Raw genomic sequence first — 13,111 nt, 5'->3', positions numbered from 1 at the left:
CAGCTATTTTCTGGGCTGGCGGGTGCGGACCTCGATCGATCCGTTCGCCGACTGGACCTCGAACCGGGACAGGAAGCTCATCCCGAGCAATCCATCGACGCCTGCTCCGTAGCCCTTTCCGTCCGTGTTCTGGATCGCGACCGGCACGTTGGTTGCGGCCAGTTTGCCAAGCGTCACTTTGTCGGCCTTCGCCAGCTTCGCCTTGGTCAATCCGTTGGCGGTCGACACTGTAATTTCGCCGGCTCCGGCTTGCGATATCTTGGCGCGATCAGCGAAGTTCGATTTCATCGCGACAAAGGTCGCCCCGGTGTCGAGAATGAACAGTCCGCGCACACCGTTGATTTCGGCTTTGACCGTGACGACGTTTTGCCCGCGCAACGGATAGCTTTCCTTCTTGAACTCCTTTGAGGTGTCGCAATTTCCCTTTGCCTCATAGTCGGCAATGATCTTCTGGGTCTGGCTGTTGTCGCGGCCGGCGGGATCGAGTGCGACCCACATGTTGATCGGCGCGGTCGCCTCGCAGAACCGGTTGAGCGCCGCGTAGGCGCTCGCCATGCGCATGAACACCCGGCTTGAAATGGTCTTCTTGTCCGGTCCGTACAACTCGATGGCGTTGGCGAAGTCGACGAGCGCCCGCTGGTAGTCGCCGGTGCCTTCGAGGGCGACCCCGCGCAGATAGTGCGCCTCGCGATTGGATGGTGCGCGCCGCATGAATTCGTCGGCCACTTCGACGGCTTTTGGATAGTCGGTCAGCCTCAGATAGATGTCGATCGACCGGTGCAGGGCCGTAACCGGCGCGCCGCAATTCAGGACGAACTTGTAGAGACCGTTGGCCGCCTCTCGCCGATAGCCGGCCTTGTCGAGCGCAACCGAGAGATCGCCGATGCTTTTCTGGTCGCATGGCTCGCGCTTGAGTTCTTCGAGGCGAAGCCAGACGTAGGGATCACGCGCAGCCCGTACCGGCAGCGCGCCAAGCCGCTCATAGACTGCGGCAAAGACTTCGTCGGGATTTTCGTCCAGATAGCCCGCAACGGCCGGGGAGGTTCCGAACAGCAGCAAGGCAACCGCGCAATATCGTTTCAGCATCCGCACCCCGAAGTATCACTTTGCCGTCTTGTATATTGGCAAGTGCAACGGGTTCCAATGACACCGACCGCCTTTTTCTGGGGGGAGGGGGTATACCCGTTGGGCAGATGATGTTAGGCTATTCTGGTCACCTGCTGCTGCCCACCGACCCTTCCCAACATCCAAACATGAAAAACGACCGCATTCTCAGCCAGATATCGGACTTCTGCCGCCAGGCCGATATGGCGGAGACGACGTTTGGGCGGCGGGCGGTCAATGACGGAAAGCTGGTGCACCGGCTGCGCGAGGGCAAGCGCATCACCATCGACACGCTGGACCGCATCCAGGCCTATATCGCCGCTTCCACGCCGGGCGGGCTGCCCCCGCCGCGCGGGATCGAAGTGCCGCCCGAGAAGCGCGACCCCAGGGGTAATTTCCGCTTCTTCGAGAACCGACAGAAATATCTGCTGTTCGTCCATACCTGCAGCGAGAAGCGGGTGATCGCCGAGCGGGTGGCGCTGGAACTGTCGAGCCTGCATCCGCGGCCGCCGGCGCTGCGCGTGTTCGATGCAGGAAGCGGCGACGGCACGGTGCTGGCGCGGGTGATGCGCGCGATGCACGGCCGCTTTCCCCATATGCCGTTCTATATCGCCGGCAAGGAGCTCAGCCTGGAGGATGTCCGGCTGACGCTCGACAAGATCCCGGACCGGCTGTTCGAGCATCCGGCGACCGTCTTCGTCCTCACCAACATGCATTACGCCGAGGCGCCCTGGCTGACGCCGACATCGCCGACGGCAGCCGCCGGCATGATCTGGCATGAAGTGCCGCTGCAGGGGGCCTCATCGGGAGAGTTCGAGGCGCAGATCGCTGCGCTGGGCCCATTTCTTGAGCAGAATTGGCGGGCCAATATCGGTCCCAAATCGGGCATGCCGACCTATGAACGGCCGGTGGCGCTGGTGGTGTATCGCGAGGACCACCGGTTCTTGCTTGATTCGATCATCCCGCGGGCGGGCCGCACCGAGGCCAATTTCGACCTCGTGATTGCATCCCAGCCATACAGGGCCAAATCCTCTGTGAATTTCCGCGCCAAGCGCATCATCGCGCCACTGGCGCGGGCGCTGCGAGCTGGCGGCCGCTTGATCGGAATTCACTCCCACGGGCAGGATCCGGGCCTCGAAATCATCCAGGCGGTTTGGCCCGGAGAAAATCCTTTCGCGGTGAGCCGTCATGAGCTATTGCGCACGGTGAAATACGAGTTGGGGGCGGCCGGGCGCGACCTCAATTTTAATGCCTACGCCGATAACCGTTCCATCTTCCGTTATGATATGGAAGCGCTGCCCAACGAGGTCACCGGCTCGATCGGAACCTCGACGGCCTTTGCAGCGTGGAATGCGGCGGTGTATGTCGCGCAGATCGAAGATGACCGGTTGGCGGACATGACTGGAAACAGCCGAGCTCTCGATGCCACCAGAGAGGTTCTGCGCAAGCATAACGGGCTTTGGTTTTACGACGAATCCTACGTCATTTCGCGCCGTCGCGACTGACATTCCGGGATTGATGACACACAGAGCCGCCGGGGTCCGGCGGAAACAAGGGGTTGTTGATGCGCGCGTCTTATCTTTTCACCAGCGAGTCGGTTTCCGAAGGCCATCCGGACAAGGTTTCGGATCAAATCTCCGATGCGATCCTTGATGCCTTCCTCGAGAAGGACGTCAAGCTCGGCATTGCCGACGACAGCGCGGTGAATACCCGCCTCGGCTGCGAGACGCTGTGCACGACCAACAAGATCGTGATTGCGGGCGAAGGCCGCGGCCAGCTGTTCCGCGACATTCACGGCGTCTCGGTGGTCGATCGCGAACTGATCTCCGAGATCGCCCGCGGCGTAGTCAAGGACATCGGCTACGACCAGAACGGCTTCTCCTATCACGGCGCCGATATTGAGGTGCTGCTGCATGGCCAATCGCCCGACATCGCGATGGGCGTCGACGCCAAGAAAAAGAAGAGCGGCGAAGAAGAAGGCGCCGGCGACCAGGGCATGATGTTCGGCTATGCCTGCAACGAGAGCGAAATCTACGAAAAGGGCAGCTTCATGCCCGCGCCGATTTTCTTCGCGCACCGCATCCTGAAAGTGCTGTCCGACAAGCGCCGCAGCGGTCAGCTGTTTGACCTGCAGCCCGACGCCAAGAGCCAGGTCACGGTGAAATATGTCGAAGGCAAAGCGGTCGGCTGCACCAAGGTCGTGGTCTCGACCCAGCACAACGAGAAGAGCCGCAACGGCAAGAAGTATTCGCCCGGCCTGATCAAGGACATGATCGCGCATGAAGTCGAGTCGGCACTGCCGAAGGGCTGGATGCCGCAGAAGTCGTCGGACTTCCTGGTCAACCCGACCGGCAATTTCGTGGTCGGCGGCCCCGACGGCGATTGCGGCCTGACCGGCCGCAAGATCATCGTCGACACCTATGGCGGCTACGCGCCGCATGGCGGCGGCGCCTTCTCCGGCAAGGATCCGACCAAGGTCGATCGTTCCGCTGCCTATGCCGCGCGCTATCTCGCCAAGAACGTTGTCGCGGCCGGCTTTGCCGATCGCTGCACCATCCAGGTCGCCTATGCGATCGGCGTGGCCGATCCGATGTCGCTGCTGGTGGAAACCCACGGCACCGGCAAGGTCGATGAAAAGAAGCTCGAAAAGGTGCTGCCGCAACTGTTCCGGCTGACCCCGACCAACATCCGCCGCACGCTGAAACTGAACCGGCCGATCTATCGCCGCACCGCGTCCTATGGCCATTTCGGCCGCGCGCCGGAAAAGGATGGCGGCTTCTCCTGGGAAAAAACCGATCTGGTGTCCGCGCTGAAGGGTGCGTTCTGATTTTCTCCGTAATCGTCCTGCTCGTTCCGGAAAGCCTTTCGCGCTTTTCGGAATAAGCTTTTTCAAGGGATCAACACATGACCGCCGCCGCCAAGAAGCCTGCCTTTACCGACTACATCGTCAAGGACATCTCGCTCGCCGAATTCGGCCGCAAGGAACTCTCGCTGGCCGAGACCGAAATGCCCGGCCTGATGGCGACGCGCGAGGAATACGGCCCGAAGCAGCCACTGAAGGGCGCGCGGATTGCGGGCTCCCTGCACATGACGATCCAGACCGGCGTGCTGATCGAGACGCTGGCCGCGCTCGGCGCCGACATCCGCTGGGTCTCCTGCAACATCTATTCGACGCAGGATCACGCGGCGGCGGCGATCGCAGCCGCCGGCATTCCGGTGTTTGCCGTCAAGGGCGAGAGCCTCACCGAATACTGGGATTACACCGCCAAACTGTTCGACTGGCACGGTGGCGGTCACCCGAACATGATCCTTGACGACGGCGGCGACGCCACCATGTACGTCCATCTCGGTCTGCGCGCCGAGAACGGCGACACCAAGTTCCTGGACAAGCCGGGTTCGGAAGAAGAGGAAGTCTTCTTCGCGCTGCTGAAGAAGCAGCTCAAGGAAAAGCCGAAGGGCTATTTCGCCGAGATCGCCAAGAGCATCAACGGCGTTTCCGAAGAGACCACCACGGGCGTGCATCGTCTCTATGACATGCAGAAGGCCGGCACCCTGTTGTGGCCGGCGATCAACGTCAACGACAGCGTGACCAAATCGAAGTTCGACAACCTCTATGGCTGCCGTGAATCGCTGGTCGACGGCATCCGCCGCGGCACCGACGTCATGATGTCCGGCAAGATTGCGATGGTCGCGGGCTTCGGCGACGTCGGCAAGGGATCGGCCGCGTCATTGCGCCAGGCCGGCTGCCGCGTGATGGTGTCGGAAGTCGATCCGATCTGCGCGCTGCAGGCGGCGATGGAAGGCTACGAGGTCGTGACCATGGAAGACGCGGCACCCCGCGCCGACATCTTCGTCACCGCCACCGGCAACAAGGACATCATCACCATCGAGCACATGCGCGCGATGAAGGATCGCGCCATCGTCTGCAACATCGGCCACTTCGACAACGAGATCCAGATCGCGGGTCTGAAGAACCTGAAGTGGGACAACATCAAGCCGCAGGTCGACGAGATCACCTTCCCCGACAACCACCGCATCATCCTGCTGTCGGAAGGCCGCCTGGTGAACCTCGGCAACGCCATGGGCCATCCGAGCTTCGTGATGTCGGCCTCCTTCACCAACCAGACGCTGGCGCAGATCGAACTGTTCGCCAACAACAAGGACGGCAAGTACAAGAAGGAAGTCTACGTGCTGCCGAAGTCGCTGGACGAGAAGGTGGCCCGGCTGCATCTCGCCAAGATCGGTGTCAAGCTGACCGAACTGCGCCCCGACCAGGCCGAGTACATCGGCGTCAAGCCGGAAGGCCCGTTCAAGGCGGATCACTACCGGTATTGATCGATCCGCCTACGCGACAAAAGAGCCCCGGAGCGATCCGGGGCTTTTTTCATGGCACAACCCTGATACGATCTGAGGTGGAAGAACGACAAGCCCGCCACTATTGAAGCGGGCGGCACACTTTCCAGACTTCACTTTCAGACGCGAAAACATTGCGGAGGGAAAGTCATGTCGAACGAAGCAGCAAATGTCGCAATCCTCAAAGAAGTCTATCACCAATGGCACGAAACGCGCGGTGGTAGCGTCGAGCAGTTCCTGAGCATCGCCGATCCAAAGATCAGCTGGGGGTCGGTGCCGCGGGGCGCGGCACCGCTTCAATTCGCGACGCATTACGATGGCCGCGAGGGGTTGCGGACTTACTTCGACGGGCTCCTGGCCGACTGGGCGATGATACACTACACGATCGACGAATACGTCGCACAGGGTGAGGCTGTTTGCGCCCGTGGCTCGACGGCGTGGACCAACAAGAAGACCGGCAAGGCCGTGGAGACACCGAAGGTGGATTTTTGGCGCTTCAAGGATGGCAAAGCGGTCGAGTTCTATGAGTATTTCGACTCTGCCGCCGTCGTCGTCGCGGCCACCTGAAGCCGGTTGCAATTGGGCGCGGCCCTGCCCATACCTGTGGGCAGGGAGAGCGCGATGACGGATACATCAGAGCATTTCGACGTCCTCATCGTCGGCGCCGGTCTTTCCGGCATCGGCGCCGGATATCACCTGCAGCAGAAATGCCCCGGCAAGAGCTACGCCATCCTCGAGGGCCGCGACTGCATCGGCGGCACCTGGGATCTGTTCCGCTATCCCGGCGTCCGCTCCGACAGCGACATGTTCACGCTCGGCTATTCGTTCAAGCCGTGGACCGAGCCGAAGGCGATCGCCGACGGGCCGAACATTCTCAACTATGTGCGGCAGACGGCGCTCGAGAACGGCATCGACAGGAATATCCGCTTCAACCACAGCGTCAAACGCGCGTCGTGGTCGTCGCAGGACGCGCGCTGGACCGTGGAGGCCGAACGCAAGGCGGGCGAGGGTGGACCCGAGACCGTGCGCTTCACCTGCAATTTCCTGTTCATGTGCTCGGGCTATTACAAATACGAGGAAGGCTACACGCCGGAGTTTGCAGGATCAGCGGATTTCGCCGGCCGCATCGTGCATCCGCAGAAATGGCCCGAAGACATTGACTATGCCGGCAAGCGCGTCGTGGTGATCGGCTCCGGCGCGACAGCAGTAACGCTGGTGCCGGAGATGGCCAAGACCGCTTCGCACGTCACCATGCTGCAGCGCTCGCCGACCTATGTGGTGGCGCGTCCCGCGGAAGACGCACTCGCCAACAAGCTGCGGCGCAATCTGTCCGCAAAACTCGCCTATCACATGATCCGCTGGCGCAACGTGCTGTTCGGCATGTATTTCTTCCAGCTCTGCCGGCGCAAGCCGGACCGCGCCAAGGCGCTGATCCTCGGCGGCGTCAAAATGGCGCTCGGCCCCGACTACGACATCGGCACGCATTTCACGCCGCGCTACAATCCCTGGGAGCAGCGGCTGTGCCTGGTGCCGGACGGCGACCTCTTCAAGGCAATCAGGGACAAGCGCGCCTCCGTCGTCACCAATCACATCGACACCTTCACCAAAAGCGGCATCAAGCTGAAGGACGGCAGCGAACTCGAAGCCGACATCATCGTCACCGCGACCGGGCTTAACCTGCAGGTGCTCGGCGCCCTCGAAGTCAGCGTCGACGGCCGGAAAGTCGATTTCGCGCGGACGCTGAACTACAAGGGCATGATGTATTCGGACGTGCCGAACATGGCGTCAGCGTTCGGCTACACCAACGCGTCGTGGACGCTGAAATGCGATCTCACCTGCGAATATGTCTGCCGCCTGATCAACTACATGGACCGGCACGGCTACAAGCAATGCGTGCCGCATAACCTCGATCCGTCGGTATCGGAACTGCCGTCGCTGGATTTCTCCTCCGGCTACGTGCAGCGCGCGATCGCGCAGATGCCCAAGCAGGGCTCGAAGCGACCGTGGCGGCTCTACCAGAACTACGCCCTCGACATCGTCACGCTGCGCTACGGCAAGATCGACGATGGGGTGATGCAGTATTCGTGACGGCCTCGCCGCGGGCTGTCCGTGGCGCCAGCCGGAAAGCCTTCTGCGTAATTTCGCGTATACGCGGGGCCGTACGAATCGTTCAGCCTGCCCAACGGTTAACACCGGATTAACCGGTGCCGCCTACGCTGTCTGGCCTGAGGCTAACTGACAGCACGAGGAAGCCCATGGATGCCCAGCGAATTGCCGTCGATGCCGTGGTTGCATTGACCGATTGCGACCGCGACGCGGTCGTTGCCTTTATCCGCAGGCTCTATCTGGCCGGCGTCACGGACCCCAAGCGCCTGACCTTCAAGGGCCTGCAGGCGATGGGGCGGAGCTGATCGCCATCCCTGCCGGACGAAGCCACCGCCCTCGGCAACGGAACCTTGGCGTCACGACAAGTTGTCCGCAAAAATACGGGGTACCTCTTCCGATCCCGGATGCCGGACGTTCCCGCTAGGGAACTGACCCTGTGTTAATGTAGTATTGCCGCTCTCCAATAATTTTTCGCCGAAGGTTAAGGCAAGCGTATCGACTTGTGGTTTATGAATCGAAGCAGTCCCGAATCAGGTTTTGCGAAGTGCCTGGAGAGCTGCGTTGGCCACTGCGACATCTACGTCCCGAACGAACAATGCCGAGATCGATGGTCTGCTCAGCGGCACCAGATGGACCGGCACGATCACCTACAGCTTTCCGGATTCGCCCAGCGACTATCCGGCCAACTATTACGGCTACGGTGAGCCGACGGCGTCAGGGTTCGGCATCGCCCCCTCGGCGATGCAGCAAGCCATTGTCTACGCGTTTGCACTGATCTCGAGCTATACCAACATCACGGTCCAGTATGCCGGAAACGGCAGCGCCGACATCATGGTGGCGCAATCCCCGGAAGCCAATCCGACCTCCTACGCCTATTATCCGGCCAACGTGCCGGCCGGCGGCGACATCTGGTTCGGCACCGCTTACCCCTATGCGCAGGCCAAGCTGGGCAACTATTATTTCGCGACGGCACTGCACGAGCTGGGACACTCGCTCGGCCTCAAGCACAGCCAGGAGACCGGCGGCGTCGCCAATGTCGCGGTGCCGACCGCGCATGACTCTTCCGAGTTCACGGTCATGAGCTACCGCAGCTACGTCGGCGCGCCGCTGACGGGCTACACCGCCGAATCCTACGGCTACGCGCAAACCTACATGGCGAACGATATTCTCGCCCTGCAGACGATGTATGGCGCCAACTATTCGACCAATAGCGGAAACACCGTCTACGCCTGGAACGCGACGACCGGACAGCAGTACATCAATGGGGTCGCGCAGCTGGCGCCCGGCAATGGCGTCGGCGGCTCGGCCAATCGCGTGTTCGAGACGGTATGGGACGGCAACGGCATCGATACCTACGACCTGTCAAACTACGGGACCGGGGTGACGATCAATCTCAATCCCGGCGCGTCTTCGATCACCGCGACGACACAAATAGCCTATCTCGGAAACGGGTACTACGCGCAGGGCAATATCTTCAACGCCTATTTGTACAACAATGATGCGCGGTCCTATATCGACAACGCCATCGGCGGCTCGGGTAACGACTCTCTCACCGGCAATGTGATCGCGAATACCCTGACGGGGGGCGGTGGAAACGATACGCTGATTGGCGGCGGTGGAAACGACACGCTGATCGGCGGGACCGGGACCGACACGGCGATATTTTCAGGCAGTTCAAGCGATTATCTGATCAGCTACAACGCTACGACGCAGGTTTATACGCTGGCGGATCAGCGCAGTGGCACGCCGGATGGCACGGAGACCGCGAGTGGGATCGAATATTTCGGTTTTGCAGACGGCACGTTTGCAAGCTCGAATTTTCCAAATCATGCACCGGTGGTCGTCGCCTCCGACCACAGCATCCGGACCAACGCGTGGGTGCAGGTATCGAGCTGGGTCAATTATTCCGATGCCGATGGCAATGCCGCAACCCAGTATCAGTTCTGGGATGGCGGCAGCGGTGCCAACAGTGCCTATATCTGGACGCCCAACAATTATCATCACGATGCAGGAGCCGAAATTACCGTCGCTGCCTCCGACCTTGCAAATGTCTGGATAAGGGGCGGGACGGCCGCTGGCTCGGAAACCATGTTCGTCCGGGCCTTCGATGGCACCGGTTGGAGCGCCTGGGACAGCTTCGTATTCACCACAATCCCGAACACGGCGCCGGTGGCGACGATCAACGATCACAGTGTGACCGCGAATACGTGGGCGCAGGTATCGAGCTGGGTGAATTATTCCGATGCCGATGGCAATGCCGCAACCCAGTATCAGTTCTGGGATGGCGGCAGCGGTGCCAACAGCGCCTATTTCTGGACGCCCAACAATAATCATCACGCTGCAGGAACCCAAATTACCGTCGCAGCCTCCGACCTTGCAAATGTCTGGATAAGGGGCGGGACGGCCGCTGGCTCGGAAACCATGTTCGTCCGGGCCTTCGATGGCACCGGTTGGAGCGCCTGGGACAGCTTCGTATTCACCACAATCCCGAACACGGCGCCGGTGGCGACGATCAACGATCACAGTGTGAATGCGAATACGTGGGCGCAGGTATCAAGCTGGGTCAATTATTCCGATGTCGATGGCAATGCCGCAACCCAGTATCAGTTCTGGGATGGCGGCAGCGGTGCCAGCAGTGCCTATATCTGGACGCCCAACAATTATCATAACAATGCAGAAACCGAAATTACCGTCGCTGCCTCCGACCTTGCAAATGTCTGGATAAGGGGCGGGACGGCCGGTGGCTCGGAAACCATGTACGTCCGGGCCTTCGATGGCACCGGTTGGAGCGCTTGGGATATGTTCGGCCTCACGACGGTCTAGTCGCGAGAGTGCTTTCCGTATCCGACGCTTCGCGGCTTCATAAGACACCCGGAAAAAGCCCCGGATCAGATCCGGGGCTCTGCTTTTTGCAGTATGCGTTTCGCGACTGTCTATTCCGGATTGCCGATCGCAACCTTCAGCGTGCCGACGCCGTCAACGCCGCATTCAATCTTGTCGCCCGGCTTGAGCTGGGAGACGCCGGCCGGCGTACCCGTCATGATGATGTCGCCGGCGGCGAGCGCGACCTGCTGCGAGAGCTGCCAGATGATTTCAGGCACGTTCCAGATCAGCTCGGTGAGGTCGCCCTTCTGGGTTTCGGCGCCGTTGACGGTAAGCCAGATCTTGCCCTTGGCGGGATGGCCGATCTTCGAGGCCGGCTGCAGCGCCGAGCAGGGCGCGGAATAGTCGAACGACTTGCCGACTTCCCACGGGCGCTCCTTTTTGCGCGAGGCGATCTGCAGGTCGCGACGGGTCAGGTCGATGCCGACGGCATAGCCGTAGACATGGTCGAGCGCCTTCTCGGCGGGAATATTGAGGCCGCCGCCCTTCATCGCGACGACCAGTTCGACCTCGTGATGCAGGTCCTTGGTCAGCGGCGGGTAGGGGATGGTGGCGCCATCGGCCACCAGCATGTCGGCGTGCTTGGCGAAGAAGAACGGCGGCGCGCGCTCGTCATTGCCCATCTCGCGGATGTGCTCGAGATAGTTGCGCCCGACGCACCAGATGCGGCGCACGGGATAGGACTTTGTCTCTCCGACGACGGGAAGCGAAGGCTGCGGGGGAGCGGGAATGACGTAGGATGCGGCGTTCATGAAATGGGTCTCTGGACGGGTTTTGGGGTGGAACGGCGGCGATAGCTTTACGCGGTTGCGCTGATCGGCGCCAGACTGGGATGGCTGCGCTGTTGCAGGCGGAAGAACGAGGCGTAGCGCCCGCCGCGCCGCAACAGGTCGTCATGCTGGCCGCGCTCGACGATCTCGCCGCCTTCGACCACCAGGATGGCGTCGGCGTGCATGATGGTGTGCAGGCGGTGGGCGATCACGATCGTGGTCCGGTTCCGGCACAGATGCTCGATGGCTTCCTGTACGGCTTTCTCGGACTCCGAATCCAGCGCGGCGGTGGCCTCGTCCAGCAGGATGATCGGGGCGTTCTTGATCAGCGCCCGGGCCACCGCGATGCGCTGGCGCTGGCCGCCGGACAGTTGCGTGCCGTGCTCGCCGACCGGGGTGTCGTAGCCGAGCGGAAAACCCATGATGAAGTCGTGGGCACAGGCGGCCTTGGCGGCGGCCTCGATTTCGTCCCTGGTGGCGCCGACCTTGCCGAAGGCGATGTTGGCGCCGATGGTGTCGCGGAACAGATAGACGTCCTGGCCGACATAGCCGGTCTGCTGGCGCAGCGAATGGCGCGACACGCCCGAGATCGCCTGCCCATCGATCAGGATGGCGCCGTCGCCCACCTCATAGAGCCGCAGCAGCAGCGCCAGCACGGTGGATTTGCCGCCGCCGGACGGGCCGACCAAAGCGGTGGTCTTGCCGGGTTCGGCGATGAAGCTCATGCGGCGCAGCACCGGCTCGTTCGGCCGGTAACCGAAGGTCACGTCGCGAAACTCGACCCGCGCGTCCGAAAGTTTCAGGGCAGGCTTGTCGTCGTCGGCGGGCTCGGTGGGTGGGCTGTCGACGATTTCCAGCAGCTTGCGCGCGCCGATCAGATTGCTGTTCAACTCGATATTGAGCCGCGCCAGCCGCTTGGCCGGCTCATAGGCCAGGAGGAACGCGGTCAGGAATGAAAAGAACTGGCCGGGCGAGGCGCCCATCGCGACCACGCGATAGCCGCCATACATCAGCCCCGCGGCGATCGCGAAACCGCCCAGCGTTTCCATCAGGGGGCTCGAGCGGCTGGAGACCCGCGCCATCTTGTTGGCGTTGCGCTCGACGGCGGTGATGCTGGCGTCGATGCGCTCGCGCATCGCCTGCTCGAGCGTGAAGGCTTTCACGGTGCGGATGCCCTGCAGCGATTCCTGCATGGTTTCCATGATGTCGGCGGTGCCGGAAAACTGGTTGTGCGCAAGGCCCTTGATGCGCTTGACGAGCTTGCGCAGCACCAGCATCGCCGGGGGGGCCACGCCGAAACCCAGCAGCGCCATGTACGGGTCCGTCATCAGCATGACGACGACGAGCGCGATCAGCGACAGCAGATCGCGGCCGATGGCGTTGATCAGGAGATTGAGGACCTGCGTCACCGACGTGGCGCCGGCGGTCAGCCGTGCCAGAAATTCCGAGGAATGCCGCTCGGAAAAGAAGGCGATGTTTTCGCTCATCAGCTTGGCGAACAGCTGGCGCTGGTTGTTGGCCAGGATAGCGTTGCCGATCTGCGACAGGATCACGGTGTGGCCGTAGGTCGCCGCACCCTTGAGCGTGAAGATGACGATGGTGACCAGCGACAGGATCGCAATCCCGCGCACATCCTTGTCGACATAGGCCTTGTTGATGACTTCGCCGAGCAGATAGGCGGAACCGGCCGTCGTCGCCGCCGCAACCCCCATCAGCGCGAACGCAAGCAGATAGCGCCGCCAATAGGCGAGGCCCTGTTCGGCCACCAGGCGGCGAATCAGGATCGCCGCGCCATAGGGGTCGTCGGTGATTTTTCTCGGAATTTCTCTTGGAAGCTCGGTCATCCGCGTTCCATTGACGGCGCAGGGCATGAATTACCCGCGTGTCAGGGCTGC

Annotated in this window: 10 protein-coding genes; 7 read left to right on the top strand and 3 right to left on the bottom strand. The window is 61.7% G+C overall.

The features are described from left to right. Positions 1-3 precede the first annotated feature (3 nt). Positions 4-1,086 carry a TIGR02281 family clan AA aspartic protease gene (locus JQ629_RS15130; protein ID WP_212413366.1) on the bottom strand — a complete coding sequence of 361 codons (1,083 nt, stop codon included), beginning with the start codon at positions 1,084-1,086 and terminating at the stop codon, positions 4-6. Between the two features lie 167 nt (positions 1,087-1,253). On the opposite strand from JQ629_RS15130, the gene JQ629_RS15125 reads away from it, so the two are divergent. The 7 genes from JQ629_RS15125 to JQ629_RS15095 all read left to right on the top strand — a co-directional run bounded on the left by JQ629_RS15125 (position 1,254) and on the right by JQ629_RS15095 (position 10,386). Further along, entirely contained in the window at positions 1,254-2,609 is a 1,356-nt protein-coding gene (locus JQ629_RS15125; protein WP_212413365.1) for a hypothetical protein, read from the top strand. A 59-nt stretch (positions 2,610-2,668) separates the two neighbouring features. Further along, complete coding sequence (gene metK / locus JQ629_RS15120) at positions 2,669-3,931, top strand: methionine adenosyltransferase (protein ID WP_212210133.1); 1,263 nt, start codon at positions 2,669-2,671, stop codon at positions 3,929-3,931. 77 nt (positions 3,932-4,008) lie between these two features. Then, the gene (gene ahcY, locus JQ629_RS15115) at positions 4,009-5,439 is read left to right on the top strand and encodes an adenosylhomocysteinase (RefSeq protein ID WP_212413364.1); all 1,431 of its coding nucleotides are present in this window, start codon (positions 4,009-4,011) and stop codon (positions 5,437-5,439) included. Between the two features lie 168 nt (positions 5,440-5,607). Further along, entirely contained in the window at positions 5,608-6,024 is a 417-nt protein-coding gene (locus JQ629_RS15110; protein WP_212392262.1) for a nuclear transport factor 2 family protein, read from the top strand. 54 nt (positions 6,025-6,078) lie between these two features. After that, positions 6,079-7,545 (top strand): flavin-containing monooxygenase, encoded by a 1,467-nt coding sequence (locus JQ629_RS15105; RefSeq protein ID WP_212413363.1) that lies wholly within the window; start codon positions 6,079-6,081, stop codon positions 7,543-7,545. A gap of 167 nt (positions 7,546-7,712) precedes the next feature. Next, entirely contained in the window at positions 7,713-7,868 is a 156-nt protein-coding gene (locus JQ629_RS15100; protein ID WP_211999004.1) for a hypothetical protein, read from the top strand. Positions 7,869-8,124: 256 nt separating this feature from the next. Further along, positions 8,125-10,386 carry a M10 family metallopeptidase gene (locus JQ629_RS15095; protein ID WP_212413362.1) on the top strand — a complete coding sequence of 754 codons (2,262 nt, stop codon included), beginning with the start codon at positions 8,125-8,127 and terminating at the stop codon, positions 10,384-10,386. 110 nt (positions 10,387-10,496) lie between these two features. Here JQ629_RS15095 and JQ629_RS15090 read toward each other — a convergent pair whose 3' ends face one another. After that, positions 10,497-11,198: a fumarylacetoacetate hydrolase family protein gene (locus JQ629_RS15090; RefSeq protein ID WP_212413361.1), complete on the bottom strand. Its 702-nt coding sequence runs from the start codon at positions 11,196-11,198 to the stop codon at positions 10,497-10,499. Positions 11,199-11,245: 47 nt separating this feature from the next. After that, positions 11,246-13,060 (bottom strand): ABC transporter ATP-binding protein, encoded by a 1,815-nt coding sequence (locus JQ629_RS15085; RefSeq protein ID WP_212268929.1) that lies wholly within the window; start codon positions 13,058-13,060, stop codon positions 11,246-11,248. Positions 13,061-13,111: the final 51 nt, after the last annotated feature.

This window comes from Bradyrhizobium sp. AUGA SZCCT0222, from assembly GCF_018130205.1.
Lineage (GTDB): Bacteria > Pseudomonadota > Alphaproteobacteria > Rhizobiales > Xanthobacteraceae > Bradyrhizobium.
The sequence above is the reverse complement of the archived record's forward strand: the minus strand, read 5'-3'. Positions and strand labels throughout refer to the sequence as shown.